14 protein-coding genes are annotated in these 16433 nt (G+C 66.7%); 6 read left to right on the forward strand and 8 right to left on the reverse strand.

Going from position 1 to position 16433, the window contains the following annotated elements; translation table 11 throughout:
- The first annotated feature begins 67 nt into the window (after positions 1–67).
- The 5 genes from F3J44_RS09940 to F3J44_RS09960 all read left to right on the forward strand — a co-directional run bounded on the left by F3J44_RS09940 (position 68) and on the right by F3J44_RS09960 (position 5748).
- The gene (locus F3J44_RS09940; RefSeq protein ID WP_167272015.1) at positions 68–1159 is read left to right on the forward strand and encodes a pyridoxal phosphate-dependent aminotransferase; all 1092 of its coding nucleotides are present in this window, start codon (positions 68–70) and stop codon (positions 1157–1159) included.
- A gap of 120 nt (positions 1160–1279) precedes the next feature.
- On the forward strand, positions 1280–1744 hold the full coding sequence (locus F3J44_RS09945; protein ID WP_167069562.1) for an antitoxin Xre/MbcA/ParS toxin-binding domain-containing protein: 465 nt from the start codon (positions 1280–1282) through the stop codon (positions 1742–1744).
- Positions 1744–2220 (forward strand): RES family NAD+ phosphorylase, encoded by a 477-nt coding sequence (locus tag F3J44_RS09950; protein ID WP_167272016.1) that lies wholly within the window; start codon positions 1744–1746, stop codon positions 2218–2220. Before F3J44_RS09945 ends, F3J44_RS09950 begins: the two co-directional genes overlap by 1 nt.
- 32 nt (positions 2221–2252) lie before the next feature.
- Positions 2253–3536, forward strand: a complete 1284-nt coding sequence (locus F3J44_RS09955) for an arsenic transporter (RefSeq protein ID WP_167272017.1) — start codon at positions 2253–2255, stop codon at positions 3534–3536.
- A gap of 271 nt (positions 3537–3807) precedes the next feature.
- Positions 3808–5748, forward strand: a complete 1941-nt coding sequence (locus F3J44_RS09960; protein WP_167069316.1) for a methyl-accepting chemotaxis protein — start codon at positions 3808–3810, stop codon at positions 5746–5748.
- Positions 5749–5847: 99 nt separating this feature from the next.
- On the opposite strand, the gene F3J44_RS09965 is transcribed toward F3J44_RS09960, so the two are convergent.
- From F3J44_RS09965 to F3J44_RS09985, 5 genes are all read right to left on the reverse strand, one after another.
- A complete protein-coding gene (locus tag F3J44_RS09965) occupies positions 5848–7653 on the reverse strand; it encodes an ABC transporter ATP-binding protein/permease (protein ID WP_167272018.1) in 1806 nt (601 codons plus the stop codon).
- A gap of 189 nt (positions 7654–7842) precedes the next feature.
- A complete protein-coding gene (locus tag F3J44_RS09970) occupies positions 7843–8046 on the reverse strand; it encodes a formate dehydrogenase subunit delta (RefSeq protein WP_167069312.1) in 204 nt (67 codons plus the stop codon).
- Complete coding sequence (gene fdhF / locus F3J44_RS09975) at positions 8043–10913, reverse strand: formate dehydrogenase subunit alpha (protein ID WP_167272019.1); 2871 nt, start codon at positions 10911–10913, stop codon at positions 8043–8045. The genes F3J44_RS09970 and fdhF overlap by 4 nt, the downstream gene beginning before the upstream one ends.
- A complete protein-coding gene (locus F3J44_RS09980) occupies positions 10910–12469 on the reverse strand; it encodes an NADH-quinone oxidoreductase subunit NuoF (protein WP_167272021.1) in 1560 nt (519 codons plus the stop codon). The genes fdhF and F3J44_RS09980 overlap by 4 nt, the downstream gene beginning before the upstream one ends.
- Positions 12463–12945 (reverse strand): formate dehydrogenase subunit gamma, encoded by a 483-nt coding sequence (locus F3J44_RS09985; protein WP_167069306.1) that lies wholly within the window; start codon positions 12943–12945, stop codon positions 12463–12465. Before F3J44_RS09985 ends, F3J44_RS09980 begins: the two co-directional genes overlap by 7 nt.
- Here F3J44_RS09985 and F3J44_RS09990 point away from each other — a divergent pair.
- Positions 12925–13359 (forward strand): hypothetical protein, encoded by a 435-nt coding sequence (locus tag F3J44_RS09990; protein ID WP_167272023.1) that lies wholly within the window; start codon positions 12925–12927, stop codon positions 13357–13359. The two genes, F3J44_RS09985 and F3J44_RS09990, sit on opposite strands and share 21 nt — an antisense overlap.
- Before the next feature lie 44 nt (positions 13360–13403).
- Here F3J44_RS09990 and F3J44_RS09995 read toward each other — a convergent pair whose 3' ends face one another.
- From F3J44_RS09995 to fepB, 3 genes are read right to left on the reverse strand one after another with little or no spacing between them, the layout of a single operon-like run.
- A complete protein-coding gene (locus F3J44_RS09995; protein ID WP_370526728.1) occupies positions 13404–14396 on the reverse strand; it encodes a FecCD family ABC transporter permease in 993 nt (330 codons plus the stop codon).
- 35 nt (positions 14397–14431) lie between these two features.
- Positions 14432–15469, reverse strand: a complete 1038-nt coding sequence (locus F3J44_RS10000) for an iron ABC transporter permease (protein WP_205299802.1) — start codon at positions 15467–15469, stop codon at positions 14432–14434.
- Positions 15466–16365, reverse strand: coding sequence for a Fe2+-enterobactin ABC transporter substrate-binding protein (gene fepB / locus F3J44_RS10005; RefSeq protein WP_167272027.1), 900 nt, complete (start codon positions 16363–16365; stop codon positions 15466–15468). The genes F3J44_RS10000 and fepB overlap by 4 nt, the downstream gene beginning before the upstream one ends.
- Positions 16366–16433 lie beyond the last annotated feature (68 nt).

Below are 16433 nucleotides of genomic sequence, written 5' to 3' on the forward strand. Positions count from 1 at the left end.
CCATCATTAATCGGCGGCGTTGCCCCTCGTCCCTTGCTGTATCCCATGACAACAAGGAAGCCGCTCCATGACCGATTTGACACGTCGCTCGTTGGTGGGCCTGGGCGTTGCCCTGCCCCTGCTCGGCCCGTTCAGCTGGGCCAACGCCGCCACCCCTGCGCCACCTTCGCGCAGCAGCCCCGTGCGCATCAACTACAACGAAAGCCCCTGGGGCCCCAGCCCTGGCGCGCGCGAGGCGATGCGCCAAGGCATCGGCCAGTGCGGGCGCTACCCCTATGATGCCCAATACGAACTGATCGACGTGTTCACCGCCCAGCACGGCCTGGAGGCCGGGCAGGTACAGGTGTTCTGTGGCTCCAAGCTGGCCCTGCAGCATGCGGTGGTGGCGTTCACCGGGCCACGCAGCCTGGTGCTGGCAGAACCTTCCTACGAAGCGGCCGCAGAGGCGGCCCAGGCCCGCGGCGTGCCAGTGCACAACATTGCCCTGGATGCCCGCCATGCCCATGACGTAGACGCGATGCTGGCGGCCGACCATGCCCCTGGGCTGATCTACCTGTGCAACCCCAACAACCCCACCGGCACCCTGACCCCGCGCAGCGACATCGAGCGTTTGCTCAAGCACAAACCCGCAGGCACTGTTGTGCTGGTGGATGAGGCCTACATCCATTTCAGTGATGCCCAGAGCTGCATCGGCCTGGTCAAGGAACACCCGGAGCTGCTGGTTTTGCAAACCTTCTCCAAGCTCTACGGCATGGCAGGCGCACGCCTGGGACTGGCCATTGGCCAAGCCGCGTTGCTGCAACGCCTGGAAGTGTACGACGGGGAAAACGTGGCCGCTGCACCAACCCTGCTGGCGGCACTGGCCAGCGTGCGCGATCGGCAATTGGTGCCGCAGCGCAAGGCCGACACCGCGCAGCTGCGCGAACAGACCATCGCCTGGCTGGGTGAACGGGGCTTCCGGTGCACGGCCTCGCAAACCAACTGCTTCATGATCGACCTGCGCGGGCCGGCGCAACCGGTGGTGGAACGGCTGGCCAAGCGCGGGGTGCTGGTGGGGCGGGTGTGGCCTAGCTGGCCAAATTGGGTGCGCGTGAGCGTGGGCGATGAGCAGGACATGGCGCGGTTCCGCGAAGCCTTTGCCGCCGTGACTGCAGGTTGAGCCAGGCGGCCACGCCTTGCCGGGCGCAGGCGTGGCAGCTGCCGAAAGGTAGTGCCGTTTCACGCTGCACAGGCCTATACTTCATTTGACGAAAAATCCAAGTCAATTGACGGAGGCGTGATGAGCACTTCAATCGCCCAACGTAACAAAGAAGACCTGCGCAGCGTGAGCGTCCAGGAATTCTGGGCATTCAGCGCCGGCCGCTATGCCCTGAACGAGTCCGAGCGGCTGCTGCAGATCAAGCAAGGCTTCGCGGCGCACCTGTTCCGTGCGGTCCGCTACACCTTCAACCTTGAAGACCTGACCCTGGCACTGCTGCTCAATGCGTCGATCTCTACCCTGGAGCGCCGGGTGCGCGAACAGGAAGCCCTCGACACCGTTGCCTCCGAACGCCTGGACCGCATTGCCGTGGTTTCCCACCTGGCCGAGGAAGTCTTTGAAAACCGCGAGGCAGCGGCGCAGTGGTTGTCCCGGCCGAACAAGGCCCTGGGCAATGTCGCCCCCATTCTGTTGTGCGAAACCGAAATCGGCGCCAAGCAGGTTCGCCGGGTGCTGCACGCGCTGGACTGGGGCGGGGTTGCCTGATGCGGGCATGGCGAATCGCAAAGGCCAAGCGCGCCACCGACCTCACCGGCAGGGGCGCCGCCATCGAAGGGGGACGCTGGAATGACCAGGACCTGCCAGCCGTGTACATGGGCCTGACGCCGGCCATCTGCTGCCTGGAAACCTTCGTGCATGCCGACGGCGAGCCGACCTACCCGTTGAAGATTACCTGTTTCGAGCTGCCCGCGGAGGCTGCCCTGTACCTTGAAGTCGACGCATCCGGGCTGCCTGAAGGCTGGGCCAGCCTGCCTGCCGACCGCCCCAGCATGGCCTTCGGCAGCGCCTGGCTGAAAGCCAACAGCCACCTGGGCCTGATCGTCCCTTCGGCCATCTTGCCGCTGGAACGCAACATCGTCATCAACCCTGCGCACCCGGCGGTGAGCCGTATCCAGGTGGTGGAGGTCTACGACTTCATGTATGACCCACGCATGTTCCAAGTCGCCGCCCGCATTCATTAAGCCGGGCAACCCCGCCCCCAAGAGCCTTGCCCATGCTCCCAGCCGCGTCGATCTTCCTGCTTACCCTGGCCCTGGTCATCTGGCAGCCCAAAGGCCTCGGCGTTGGCTGGAGCGCCTGCCTGGGTGCGCTGCTGGCGCTGGTGTTCGGCGTGGTTTCGCTGCACGACATACCCACCGTGTGGGCGATCATCTGGAACGCCACCGCCACCTTCATCGCCCTGATCGTCATCAGCCTGCTGCTGGATGAGGCCGGGTTCTTCGAGTGGGCGGCGCTGCATGTGGCGCGCTGGGCACGGGGTGACGGGCGCCGGCTGTTCGCCTTCATGGTGCTGCTGGGCGCGGCGGTATCGGCGCTGTTCGCCAACGATGGCGCGGCGCTGATCCTCACCCCGATCGTGATGTCGATGTTGCTGGCGTTGCGCTTCTCCGCCGCCGCGACCCTGGCCTTCGTCATGGGCGCAGGCTTTATCGCCGACACCGCCAGCTTGCCGTTGGTGGTGTCGAACCTGGTGAACATCGTTTCGGCCGACTACTTCGGCCTGGGCTTCAATGCCTATGCGGCGGTGATGGTGCCGGTGAACCTGGTGGCGGTGGCGGCCACCTTACTGGTGCTGTGGCTGTATTTTCGCCGCGACATTCCGGCCCGCTATGCCAGCGACGGCCTCAAGCAACCCGCCTTGGCCATCCGTGACCGCGCGACGTTCCGCGTGGGCTGGGTGGTGCTGGTGGGGCTGCTGGCCGGGTTGTTCGTGCTGGAGCCGCTGGGCATTCCGGTGAGCGCGGTGTCCGCCGCCGGGGCACTGGTGCTGTTCGCCGTGGCGGCGCGGGGGCACGTGATTAGCACCCGCCGCGTGCTGCGCGAGGCGCCTTGGCATATCGTGGTGTTTTCCCTGGGGATGTACCTGGTGGTGTATGGCCTGCGCAATGCCGGCCTCACCGACTCGCTGACCCACCTGCTCAATGGCCTGGCCGGTCATGGCGTGTGGGCGGCTTCGCTGGGCACCGGGCTGATTGCAGCGTTGTTGTCGTCGGTGATGAACAACCTGCCCAGCGTGTTGATCGGGGCGCTGTCGATCCATGCCAGCGACGCCCAGGGCGTGGTACGCGAGGCGATGATCTACGCCAACGTGATCGGCTGCGACCTGGGCCCGAAGATCACCCCGATCGGCAGCCTGGCGACCTTGCTGTGGTTGCATGTGCTGGCGCGCAAGGGCGTGCAGATTGGCTGGGGGTATTATTTCAAGGTCGGGGTACTGCTGACCGTGCCGGTGCTGCTGGTGACCTTGGCGGCCCTGGCGCTGCGGTTGAGTATGTGAAGGCCTGGCACCGGCGCTGCCGGTGATCGCGAGCTGCGCTCGCTCCTACCGGGCGGGGTTGTGCAAGGCCTGGTAGGAGCGAGCGCAGCTCGCGATGGGCTGCAACGCAGCCCCAGCGCTCGACCGTTTGGCAACTTGCGCACGTTTCAGAAGATTTTTTGTACACGAACCTATCGCTAAAGTTTTATATTCCGCCCGCCGAAATAAATAGATAGCACGTAGCCATCACTCTGGCTGCGGCGGTCTTCACTCTCACGGATGGGCGTCACTGATGAAAATAAAAAACAAGCTGGTTCTTGCGTTCGTATTGGTGGCATTCATCCCGGTGAGCCTGGTTGGCGTAATCTCGGTGGTGAACATCCGCAGCGATGCGGTCGACCAATTCATCGACGGCAGCACCCGGGAAATTCGCCAAATCGACGGCAACATGCGCCAGTTCTTCGATGGCACGCTGCAGAATGTCGACCAAATGGCCGCCGACCCTGTATACACCTCGGTGGAAAGCCTGAAGGACTACACCGGCCCGGACGCCGCCAGCCAACCCCTGCCCCCAGCGGCGGCCCAGGTAATCCAGGCCTTCGCCCGCTACGGCACCACCCACCCGGCGGCGGCGATTCTGTCCATCGGCCTGGAAGACGGCAGCTACGCCAAATGGCCCGATGACCCGAAACTGGCCAGCTACGACCCGCGCACCCGCCCCTGGTACAAAGCCGCCATGGCCGAGCCGGGCAAGACCGTGCGCACCCCCGCCTACTACTACGACAAAGACGACGTCGCCCTGGTGGGCACTGCGCGGGCACTGCGCGACCCGGCCGGCAAGGCCAAGGGCGTGTTCGTGGTCAGTGTGTCGCTGAAGAACCTCACCGAACTGGTCAAGAGCATCAAGCTGGGCAACAGCGGCTACGTGATGCTGATCGAGGACGGCACCGTGCTGGTCGACCCGCGCGACGCCAGCCACAGCTTCAAGCCCCTCAAGGACCTGGGCGCCCCTTACGCGCACCTGGCCGCCACCGCGCAAGGCCCCACCGAAGTGGTGATCGGCGGCGTGCGCTACATGGCCAACGTATGGACCTCGCCCGGCCTGGGCTGGCGCTTCATCGGCCTGATCGAGTATGACGAAGTGATGGCCACCGCCACCCGCATGACCTACCTCACCGCCGGTATCGTGGTGCTGCTGGCGATCTTCTTCGCCCTGGTGGCAGCGGGCTTCTCGCGGGTGATCGTCAAGCCCATTGGCCAGGTCAGCAGCGGCCTGCAGTCGATCGCCGAGGGTGAAGGCGACCTGCGCCACGACCTCAAGGTCCACGGCAAGGACGAAACCGCCGAGCTGGCCGGCTGGTTCAACAAGTTCCTCGCCGCGATTCGCCAGTTGATCCAGCGTATCGGCGCAGCCTCCGGCAACCTGCAGGACGCCTCGCGCAGCAACAGCGAACTGGCCGGCAACATGAACGAAGCCGCCGGGCGCCAACGCGAGGCGGTGGAGCTGGTGTCCACCGCGTTCAACGAGATGGTGGCCACCGCCAACGAAGTGGCGCGTTCCTGCAGCAGCGCCGCCGACGCCGCCGAACATGGCCACCGCCGGGTGGCCGAAGGCAAGCAGCAGATCGAGGTGACCACCGAGAACGTCAACCGCCTGGGCAGCCGCCTGGTGGAATCGTCCCAGGCCATGGTCGAGCTGGAGGAAGGCAGCCGCAACATCAACCAGATCCTTGGCACCATCCGCGCCATCGCCGAGCAAACCAACCTGCTGGCCCTGAACGCCGCCATCGAGGCCGCCCGTGCCGGTGACCAGGGCCGCGGCTTTGCCGTGGTCGCCGACGAGGTGCGGGCGCTGGCCAAGCGTACAGCCGACTCCACGGGCGAGATCGACCAACTGCTCAACACCCTGGGCGGCAAGACCCAGGAGGTGTCGCAGAAGATGGAAAGTTGCCTGGACCTGTCACGGGCCAGCGTGTCGTCGATTGAAAACGCCCGCGACAGTTTCGAAGGTATTCAGCTGTCGGTGAACGAAATCCGAGACCAGAACCTGCAGATTTCGGCGGCGGCGGAGGAGCAGCACAGCGTGGCTGAAGAGATCAACCGGCATATCCAGCAGATCTACGACGAGGCGCGGCTGGTGGAAAGCCTGGCCGGGTCGGCCCAGGAAGATTCCGGGCGGCTGGCGCGGTTGTCGGATGAGCTTGATGGGTTAGTGGGGCGGTTCAAGTCCTGATTGATCACGTCCTTCGCGGGGCAAGCCCGCTCCTACAGGGCATTGCGCATTGCCTGTAGGAGCGGGCTTGCCCCGCGAAGAGGCCAGCCCTGCTGGTGCTCAAGCCAACACCTGCTGCTCCAGCAGCGCCCAGCCGCCCTGCCCGTCGACTTCCAGCCGATGGGTATGGAAATCACCCAGGGTACTGCGATGCCCCACGCTCACCAGCAGGGTATCGGCCATCTCCCGGCGCAACAGCGCATACATCGCATGCTCCAGCCCCTCATCCATCGCCGAGGTGGACTCATCGAGGAATACCACCTGCGGCCGGTTGAACAGCACCCGGGCAAACGCCAGGCGCTGCTGCTCGCCCACCGACAGGATATTGGCCCAATCGCCGCTCACCGCCAGCCGCTCGGCCAGGTGCGCCAGGTTGACCTGGCGCAGCACCTGCTGCATCCGCGCCTCGTCCTCAGGCTTGCCATCGGCCGGGTAGGCAATGGCCGTGCGCAGGTCGCCCAGGGGCAGGTAAGGCCGCTGGGAAAGGAACAGCGCGTGGGTGCCCAAGGGCCGCTGCACCTCACCTTCGGCATAGGGCCAAAGGCCGGCCAAGGCCCGCAGCAAGGTGGTTTTGCCGCTGCCTGATGGCCCTTTGATCAACAGCGCCTGGCCACCGTGCAGGCGCAGGTCGAGGTTGGCGATCAGCGCGTGGCCATCCGGGCGCAGCACCTGCAGGCCGCTGATGTCCAGGGCATGGGCCTGCTGCCGGGTGGCCACCTGGGGCAGGCTGCTGGCCTGGGCGTTGGCATCGAGGAAACCGGTCAAACGGTCGAGGGTGGCGCGGTACTGGGCAAAGGTGTCGTAGGACTCGCGGAAGAACGACAGCGAATCCTGCACCTGGCCAAACGCCTGGGAGGTCTGCATCACATCGCCCAGCTTGATCGCCCCGCTGAAAAAGCGCGGCGCCTGCAGGATGAACGGGAACACCACCGCCACCTGGCTGACGCCCAGGTTGAAGCCGCTGAACTTCAGGTTCCGGAACACCAGCGCCCAGACGTTGACGATCAACGCGCCGAAGCGCCCGAGCAAGGTGCCGCGCTCCACCTGGGAACCCTGGTAGAAGGCGATGTTCTCGGCGTTCTCGCGCAGACGCATCAAGGCGTAACGGAAGTTCGCCGTGAGCTTTTCGTTGAGGAAGTTCAAGCGGATCAGCGGCTGGCCGAGGCGGAAGGCAATCCACGTAGCGATCAGCACGTACACGTACACCGCGAACACCATGGCCCGGGGAATTTCGTACCCCGCTACCGCCAACGGCGCCGACAGGCCCCAGAGGATGCCGGTGAAGGCCACCAGCGACACCACCGCGCTTACTGCACCCAGGGCCAGCGACACCGAGTTGCTGACGAACGCACTCACGTCCAGCTCGATACGCTGGTCCGGGTTGTCGACCGGTTCCGCCAGGAAGCGCCCGCGGTAATAGGCATCGCCTTGCATCCAGTCGTGGGTCAGGCGCTCGGTCAGCCACACCCGCCAGCGAATGCTGAACGCCTGGGTGACATAGAAGGTAAGCAGCGCGCGCAATACATGAATGGTGGCCAGCACCGCGAACACACCGAGCAGGTACCAGAAGGTCGTCTGATCAAGGGCCTGCAGGGCACTGTAGAAGCCGTTGTACCAGAACGAGAAGAGCACGTTCATACGTACCGAGAACAGCGTCAGCACCAGCAACAGGCCGAACATCAGCAACGGCCGCCAACTGCGGCGCCAGGTGAAGTACGGCCCGGCCACCTGCCAGAACTGCCGGCCCCAGCGCGTGTAGCGCACGGCCAGCAAGGCAGCGGCGGTGAAGCCGATGAGCGTGATGAACGAGGCGATTGCAAGCCAGCTCAGGCTCTCTTGCAAGGCCTGGTGCCAGTTCATGTCCATAGGAAGTATCCGTGACGAGTGTTTCCGCGAGCGTAGCACCGCGGTGGGGATCGTCCTGCATACATGACGGACATTTCATTTTTCCTGTACCGGCCCTTTCGCGGGGCAAGCCCGCTCCTACAGGCCCGAGGGCTGCGCAACCCGTGTAGGAGCGGGCTTGCCCCGCGAAAGGGCCGGGACAGGCCAGCGCTAGGCCAAGGCCTCCACCACCTTGGCATCCAGCCCTTCCTGACCATGGTCGGCAATCCACTCGCCCAACTGCCGGCGCATGGCCGGCGTCCAGAAGTTGGTCAAATGGTGCCGCACCCCCTGCACCGCCAGCGCCCGGTCTGGCTCGCTGTCGAAGTAGTGGGCGATCTGGTTGGCCATCTTCACCAGGTTGTCGCTGCTCATCGGCGCACCTCGGCTTTCTCCGTTTTACGGCGTTCCTTGAGCAGGCGCCGTTGCTGGTCACTGAAGTCCTGGTAGCGTTTCTGCCACTCCGAGGGGTGGAACACCTTCACCACCTCCACCGCCGTCACCTTGTATTCCGGGCAGTTGGTGGCCCAGTCGGAGTTGTCGGTGGTAATCACGTTGGCGCCGGACTCGGGGAAGTGGAACGTGGTGTACACCACCCCCGGCGCCACCCGTGGGCTGACCTTGGCCCGCAACACGGTCTGCCCGGCACGGCTGCCAATGCCCACCCAGTCGCCTTCGCCGATACCCCGGCTTTCGGCGTCGCTGGGGTGGATTTCCAGGCGGTCGGCGTCGTGCCAGGCGGTGTTGCCGGTGCGCCGGGTTTGCGCGCCGACGTTGTACTGGCTGAGGATGCGCCCGGTGGTCAGCAGCAGCGGGTAGCGGCTGTTGACCTTCTCGTCAGTGGGTACATAGCCAGTGAGCATGAAACGCCCCTTGCCGCGCACGAACTGCTCGATGTGCATGGTCGGCGTGCCGTCGGGGGCGGCGTCGTTGCACGGCCACTGCAAGCTGCCATGGCGGTCGATTTCGGCATAGCTCACTCGCCGGAAGCTCGGCGTCAGGCGGGCGATTTCGTCCATGATCTCGCTGGGGTGGCGGTAGTTCATCGGGTAACCCAGGGCGTTGGCCAGGGCAACGGTGGCTTCCCAGTCGGCCTTGCCGGCCAGCGGCTCCATCACCTTGCGAACCCGCGAAATGCGCCGCTCGGCGTTGGTGAACGTGCCGTCCTTTTCCAGGAACGAGCTGCCCGGCAGGAACACATGGGCGAACTTGGCCGTTTCGTTGAGGAAGATGTCCTGCACCACCACGCACTCCATGGCGCGCAAGGCGGCGGTCACGTGCTGGGTGTTGGGGTCGCTCTGGGCGATGTCCTCGCCCTGGCAGTACAACGCCTTGAAACTGCCGTCCAGCGCCGCCTCGAACATGTTGGGAATGCGCAGGCCCGGGTCTGGCTGCAGGGTCACGCCCCAGGCCTGCTCGAACTCGGCGCGCACGCCTTCGTTGGAGATATGCCGGTAACCGGGCAACTCGTGGGGGAACGAGCCCATGTCGCACGAGCCCTGCACGTTGTTCTGCCCACGCAGCGGGTTCACCCCTACCCCTTCGCGGCCGATGTTGCCGGTGGCCATGGCCAGGTTGGCAATGCCCATCACCGCCGTGCTGCCCTGGCTGTGCTCGGTCACGCCCAGGCCGTAGTAAATGGCCGCATTGCCGCCGGTGGCGTACAGCCTTGCCGCCGCGCGGATTTGCTCGGCGGGCACCCCACACACCGGGCCCAGTACCTCGGGGGCGTTTTCCGCCAGGCTGACGAAATCGCGCCAGCGGGCGAAGGCCTCGGTTTCGCAGCGGGCGTCGATAAAGGGCTGGGCCAGCAGGCCTTCGCTGACGATCACATGGGCCAGGGCGTTGAGCATGGCCACGTTGGTGCCGGGGCGCAGTTGCAGGTGCAGCTCGGCGCGGGCGTGGGGCGAATCGACCAGGTCGATGCGCCGTGGGTCGATGACAATCAGCCGGGCGCCCTGGCGCAGGCGGCGCTTGAGCTGCGAGCCGAACACCGGGTGAGCATCGGTAGGGTTGGCGCCGATCACCAGCACCACGTCGGCCTGCATCACCGAGTCAAAGCTTTGGGTGCCGGCCGACTCGCCCAGCGTCTGCTTCAGGCCATAGCCCGTGGGCGAATGGCACACCCGCGCGCAGGTGTCGACGTTGTTGTTGCCGAACGCCGTGCGCACCAGCTTTTGCACCAGGTAGGCTTCTTCATTGGTGCAGCGGCTGGAGGTGATGCCGCCGATGGCGTCGCGCCCATAGGTGAGCTGGATGCGCCGGAACTCGCTGGCGGCATACGCCACCGCCTCGTCCCAGCTGACCTCCTGCCACGGGTCTTGCAGGCGCTTGCGGATCATCGGCTTGGTGATGCGGTCGGGGTGGGTGGCATAGCCCCAGGCGAAACGCCCCTTGACGCAGGCATGGCCGTGGTTGGCGCCGCCGTTCTTGTCCGGCACCATGCGCACCAGCTGGTCGCCCTTCATTTCGGCGCGGAACGAGCAACCGACGCCGCAGTAGGCACAGGTGGTGATGACGGCGCGCTCGGGCTGGCCGAGCTGCACCAGGTTTTTCTCGGTCAGGGTCGCGGTCGGGCAGGCCTGCACGCAAGCGCCGCACGACACGCATTCGGAGGCCAGGAAATTGTCGCCGCCGGCCGCCGCCACCCGCGAATCGAAGCCGCGCCCGGTGATGGTCAGGGCGAACGTACCCTGGATGTCTTCGCAGGCACGCACGCAGCGGCTGCAGACGATGCACTTGCTGGGCTCGTAGTCGAAGTACGGGTTGGAGGTGTCTTTCTGGTCGGCCAGGTGGTTGGCGCCGTCATAGCCATAACGCACTTCGCGCAGGCCGACCTGGCCGGCCACGGTTTGCAACTCGCAGTTGCCATTGGCCGAGCAGGTCAGGCAGTCCAGCGGGTGGTCGGATATGTACAGCTCCATCACGTTGCGGCGCAGGCCAGCCAGGCGCGGGGTTTGCGTGCGCACCACCATACCCTCGGTGACCGGCGTGGTGCACGCGGCCGGGTAGCCGCGCATGCCGTCGATCTCGACCATGCACAGGCGGCACGAGCCGAAGGCTTCCAGGCTGTCGGTGGCGCAGAGTTTGGGGATGCTGGTGCCCAGCAGCGCAGCGGCGCGCATCACCGAAGTACCGGCGGGCACGCTGATGGCGCGGCCGTCGATGTTGAGGCTGACCTGCACGTCGCTTTCACGGGCGGGCGTGCCCAGGTCAGTTTCCGGATCGAAGTAATTGATCACTGTGCGGCCTCCGTGGTGGTCAGCCCGAAATCGACGGGGAAGTACTTGAGGGCACTGGCCACCGGGTAGGCGGTCATGCCGCCCATGGCGCACAGCGAGCCGTATTGCATCGTGTCGCACAGGTCGCGCAGCAGCAGGGCCTGGTCGTGGCGTTCGCTGAAGTCGCGGGCTGCGATCAGCCGGTCGACCACCTCCATGCCGCGGGTCGAGCCAATTCGGCACGGGGTGCATTTGCCGCAGGACTCTTCGGCGCAGAACTGCAGGGCGAAACGCGCCATGCTGGCCATGTTCAAGGTGTCGTCGGCCACCACCACACCGCCGTGGCCGAGCATCGCGCCCATAGCGGCGAAGGCCTCGTAGTCCAATGGCGTGTCGAAGTGGCTGGGCGGCACCCACGCACCCAGCGGGCCGCCCACCTGCGCGGCCTTGAGCGGGCGACCACTGGCGGTGCCACCGCCATACACCTCCACCAACTCGCGCAGGGTGAGGCCAAATGCCCGCTCGACCAAACCACCATGGCGGATATTACCCGCCAACTGGAACGCCATGGTGCCCAGCGAGCGGCCCATGCCGAAGTCGCGGTAGAACGCAGCGCCACGGGCCAGGATGGTCGGCACCGAGGCCAGGGTCAGCACGTTGTGCACCAACGTCGGCCGGCCGAACAAGCCTTGCACCGCCGGGATCGGCGGCTTGGCGCGAACCAGGCCGCGCTTGCCTTCGATGGATTCGAGCAGCGCGGTTTCCTCACCGCAGATATAGGCCCCCGCGCCCACCCGCAGCTCCAGGTCGAAGGCCTGGCCGCTGCCGGCCGCATCGCGGCCCAGGTAGCCGGCGCCACGGGCGATGGCGCAGGCCTGGCCGAGCACGCGGATGGCGTCGGGGTATTCCGAGCGCACATAGAGGTAGCCCTTGTCGGCGCCCACGGCGAGCCCGGCGATAATCATGCCTTCAATCAGCAGGAAGGGGTCGCCCTCCATCAGCATGCGGTCGGCAAAGGTGCCGGAATCGCCTTCGTCGGCGTTGCACACCACGTATTTCTGCCCGGCCACGGCATCGCGCACGGTGCGCCACTTGATGCCCGCCGGAAACGCAGCGCCGCCGCGCCCGCGCAGGCCGGAATCAAGCACGGCGGCCACCACCTCAGCGCCGCCCTGCGCCACCGCGTTTTCCAGGCCCTGGAAACCGCCGTGGGCACGGTAATCGTCCAGCGACAGCGGCCGGGTGATACCGGCGCGGGCGAACAACAGGCGCTGTTGGGTCTTCAGGTACGGGATTTGCTCCACCGCGCCCAGCGCCAGCGAGTGGCCACCGGGTTCGCCGGCCAGGGCGTCGAGCAGTGAGGGCACGTCTTGCGCGGTGACCGGGCCAAAGCCCTGGCGGCCCTGGGCGCTTTCGCACTCCACCAGCGGTTCCAGCCAATAGAGGCCGCGCGAGCTGGTGCGCTGGATGTCGACGGGCAGCTGACGGCGCTCGGCTTCCTGCTGCAGGGCAGTGGCCACCTGGTCCGCCCCCACTGCGCGGGCCACTGAGTCGGCGGGGATGAACAAGGTCAGCATGGCTGATCCTCCAGGCAACCGTTCACCAGCGCCCGCAGGCGCTCGGGGGTGAGGCGCGCGTGCACCTGGCCGTCCAGTTGCAGGGCCGGCGAGCAGGCGCAGGCGCCCAGGCAATACACCGGGCGCAGGCTGATGGCGCCGTCGGCACTGGTGCCGTGGTCGTCCAGCGCCAGCTGTTCGCGCAGTTGCGCGGCCAACGCCTCGCTGCCGCGGCTCTGGCACGACTCGGCGCGGCACAGGCGCAGGGTGTGGCGCGCCGGGGGCGTGGTGCGAAAGTCATGGTAGAAACTGATGACCCCGCGCACCTCGGCAAGGCTGAGGTTCAGGGCATGGGCAATTTCGTCGACGGCCGCCTCGGGGATGAAGCCAAGGGCATCCTGCAGGGCGTGCAGGATCGGCAACAGGGCGCCGGGGGTGGCTTTCTCGCGGGCGAGGATGCTCTGGATAACGGGCAGGTGCAGCAGTTCATCAGGCATACAGCGGACCTCGGCATCACGGTCCCTGCCCTGATTATTGTACTGGCAGGTAACCGGCGTGTTCTGCTGTGGCGCACCGGCCACGTCACGGCTGGCGTGGGCGCGGCGGCCTCCGTGCCGATGGCCGTGCATCTGCGCGCACTGGGCTCATGGGCATCCTCTAAGCATGGCACTTGTGCCGGCAAAAGAAAGGGCGCGAGCGACCGCCTTATTCTGAAACCGACCAGTGCCATCAAGCACGCCGTAACACCCTGTGAACAAAATCATAACTATCTGCATTATGTAGGAGCGAGCGCAGCTCGCGATGGGCTGCAACGCAGCCCCGGCTTTATAAGCTGCGAAGCTCAAGCCCTGGGGCCGCTGCGCGCCTCATCGCGAGCTGCGCTCGCTCCTACCGAGGCGGGGAAGGCCTGAAGATGGGTGCATTGTCAGCAGGCCTAAGGGCTGGGCAACTGTTCTCAGCCTCGGCGCTGGGCGGTAATCAGCCACAGCAAGTAGCAGCCCCCCAACGCGCCCGTCACCAAGCCCACCGGCAACTGCGCCGTCGCGGCCAGGCGCTGGCTGAGCCAATCGGCCACCAGCAGCAGCCCGGCGCCCATCCAGGCGGCGCAGAACAGCGGCACGGCTGCCGAGCGCGTCAAGCGCCGCGCCAATTGCGGCGCCGCCAGGGCAACGAAGGCAATCGGCCCCGCCGCCGCCGTGGCAATCGCCGTCAGCGCAACGGCGCAAAGCACCAGCAACAAGCGCGCACGGGGCACTGCCACGCCCAGCTGGCTGGCGCAGTCATCGCCCATTTCCAGCATGGCCAGCTCGCGGCGGTACGCCAGCGCCAGCGGCAAGACCAACGCCAGGCCCAGGGCCGCAGGCCACACATGGCTCCAGGTGCGGGTATTGAGCGAGCCTGCCAGCCACAGCTGGGCAAACAGCGCCTGGTCCAGGTCGCCGGTCACCAGCAGCAACTGGTTAAGGCCCGTGAGGGTGGCGCCCACGCCAATGCCCACCAGCACCAATTGGTAGCCCGCGCCTGCCGCAGTGCGGCGGGTCAGCAGCACCACCAGCAAGGCGGTGAGCAGCCCGGCCAGCACCGCCGCCAGGGCAGTGGCCAGCGGCCCTGCGTCGAACAGGATGATCTGCACGATCGCGCCGCTCGCCGCGCCCGTGGTGAAGCCAATGACGTCCGGCGAGCCCAGCGGGTTGCGCGCCACCGACTGGAAGATCGCCCCTGCCATGCCCAGCGCCGCCCCCACCAGCAACGCGGTCAACACCCGTGGCAGGCGTACCCGGGTAACGATGCGCCGCACCATCTCGCTGTCACCCTGGCCGAGCAGGCTGGCGAGCACCTGCCCAGGCCTTATGGGCAGGCTGCCGGTACCCAGCAACAGCACCGCCAGCCCCAGCACCAGCAGCACCAGGGCGCTGCCAACCAGCAACGCCCGGGGGCTGAATCGCACGCTGCAAGGGCCACAGCGCAGAACATGCAGAGGGGTTACAGGTGGCATAGGCGGTACCGACGAATCAACAGGATGAAGGCCGGCCCGCCCAGCAGCAGGGCCAGGGTTCCCGCTGCCAGCTCTGCCGGCTGGGCCAGCACGCGCCCCAGCAGGTCGGCGCCCAACAGCAGCAGCGCAGCAAACAGCGCGGCATACGGCAACATGCGGCGGTAATCAGGGCCAACCAGCAGGCGCGCCAGGTGCGGCGCCACCAGGCCGACAAAGCCAATCGGCCCGGCGATGGCGGTGGCACTGCCGGCCAGCAGCATCAGCGCCACGCAGGCCAGCGCCCAGGTCAGGCGCAGGTTCACCCCCAGCGCACGGCCCAGGTCGCGGCCCAGTGCCAGGGCATTGAGCCGTGGCATCAACCCGGCCGCCAGGCCCAGCCCCACGGCAATGGCCAAGGCCGGCAGCGGCAACGCGGCCAGGCTGCTGCCCGCCAGCGAACCGGCCGCCCAGTGGCGGAAGTGGTCGTACACCTGCGGTGGGGTGTTGAGCACCAGCATGCCGGTCAGCGCCGCCAGCAGCATGCTCAGCCCTGCCCCGGCCAGCACCAGGCGCACCGGGTGGCTATCACCGGCACCGGCCTGGCCGAGCAGCATCACCAGCCCCCCCGCCCCACCGGCGCCCATGAAGGCCAGCAACATCAACTGCCCCGGCTGGCTCGTCCCCAGCACGGCCACGCCAAGAATCACCGCCAATGCCGCACCGCCGTTGACCCCCAGCAGCCCAGGTTCGGCAAGCGGGTTGCGCGTCAGCGCCTGCATCAGCGTGCCGGCGGCGCCCAGCGCCAGGCCGGCGAGCAACGCCACCACGGTGCGCGGAACGCGCAGTTCCCGCACGATCAAGTGCGCGTCGTTGTGCGGGTCGGGGTGCAGCAACGCATCGAGCACCACCGCTGGTGCCACGTGCTGCGAGCCCACCAGCAGGCTGGCCAGTACCGCCAGCAGCAACAGCAGCAGCGCCAGCAACAACCCACGGGCAGCGGGGCGGCGAACAGGCATCAGCGCCAGTGCAGGCAGGCGGCTGCTCATGGCTTGGCGAAGTAACCGGCCACAGTGTCGAGCATCTGCCGCCCGGAGTAGTAGTCGATGCGGAACGAACTGGGCCCCAGCGGATACACCCGCTGGTTGCGCACGGCCGCCAGGTTGGCCAGCACCGGGTCGTCACGGAAGGCCTGGGCGTCGTGGGCATCGGCACTGAGCAGGAACACATCGGCATCACCAATGGCCGCCGCCAGGTTTTCCCGGGAGATGAACTGGAACTCGGTGGCGCGGATCACCTGCCCCGCCATCGCCTCGGGCAACTCGTGGACCTGGAAGCCCAAAGCCGTGAGCAGCCGCGCCTGGGGGCTGATGGTGCGGCCAATGGAATAGCTGCCACCGATGTTGTACCCCACCAGCACCGCCGGGCGCGGCGAAGGCTGCAGGCGCGCAGCGGTGGCCTGGGTGTAGTCGTCAAAACGCTGGATCACGGCCTTGGCCTGCTGCTGAAGGCCGGTACGCTCGCCCAGTTCGGTGGCCAGCGCCTGCCACGACTGGTTGGAGTAGTTGACCACCACCGTGTCGATGCCTTGGGCCTTGAGCTCGGCCAGGTGCGGCGCGGCGCTGTCGGCACCGGTGGCCGACACCACCAGCAGGTCAGGCGCGCTGGCCACCACTGCCTCGATATCGAACTGCAGGTTGCGGTACAGCACCTGCACGTCGCGCTGGTCGGCAACTGCCGCCCACTGCGAGAAAAAGCCCTTGTCGTCGGTAAGGCGGCTGGGCGCGGCGGCGGCACTGGCCACCAGCGGCGCGTCCATCGCCAGCAGGATGCCGGTGACGCTGGGCGTGGTGGAGACGATGCGCGGCGCGGCGCTCACCAGTTGCGCTGCAACCAGCAACACAGTGGCCGCAGCCAGGGCTGCGCAAGATCGGTAGGGCTTCATCGGCAACATCTCTTGGGAAGGCGAAGGTGCGCATGATAATACTTCTCATGCAAACAATTCCATCATGT

Origin of the sequence: Pantoea sp. Tr-811 (assembly GCF_011752535.1) — a bacterium.
Taxonomy (GTDB): domain Bacteria; phylum Pseudomonadota; class Gammaproteobacteria; order Pseudomonadales; family Pseudomonadaceae; genus Aquipseudomonas.

What these genes read in the sequence shown, in the direction of transcription:
- F3J44_RS09950 (WP_167272016.1), top strand. Translation starts at nt 1,744, where the DNA reads ATGCGGGCATGGCGAATCGCAAAGGCCAAGCGCGCCACCGACCTCACC.
- F3J44_RS09970 (WP_167069312.1), bottom strand. Translation starts at nt 8,046, where the DNA reads ATGAGCAGCGACAACCTGGTGAAGATGGCCAACCAGATCGCCCACTAC.
- F3J44_RS09985 (WP_167069306.1), bottom strand. Translation starts at nt 12,945, where the DNA reads ATGCCTGATGAACTGCTGCACCTGCCCGTTATCCAGAGCATCCTCGCC.
- F3J44_RS10000 (WP_205299802.1), bottom strand. Translation starts at nt 15,469, where the DNA reads ATGAGCAGCCGCCTGCCTGCACTGGCGCTGATGCCTGTTCGCCGCCCC.
- F3J44_RS09960 (WP_167069316.1), top strand. Translation starts at nt 3,808, where the DNA reads ATGAAAATAAAAAACAAGCTGGTTCTTGCGTTCGTATTGGTGGCATTC.
- F3J44_RS09965 (WP_167272018.1), bottom strand. Translation starts at nt 7,653, where the DNA reads ATGGACATGAACTGGCACCAGGCCTTGCAAGAGAGCCTGAGCTGGCTT.
- F3J44_RS09940 (WP_167272015.1), top strand. Translation starts at nt 68, where the DNA reads ATGACCGATTTGACACGTCGCTCGTTGGTGGGCCTGGGCGTTGCCCTG.
- F3J44_RS09945 (WP_167069562.1), top strand. Translation starts at nt 1,280, where the DNA reads ATGAGCACTTCAATCGCCCAACGTAACAAAGAAGACCTGCGCAGCGTG.
- F3J44_RS09955 (WP_167272017.1), top strand. Translation starts at nt 2,253, where the DNA reads ATGCTCCCAGCCGCGTCGATCTTCCTGCTTACCCTGGCCCTGGTCATC.
- F3J44_RS09980 (WP_167272021.1), bottom strand. Translation starts at nt 12,469, where the DNA reads ATGCTGACCTTGTTCATCCCCGCCGACTCAGTGGCCCGCGCAGTGGGG.
- fepB (WP_167272027.1), bottom strand. Translation starts at nt 16,365, where the DNA reads ATGAAGCCCTACCGATCTTGCGCAGCCCTGGCTGCGGCCACTGTGTTG.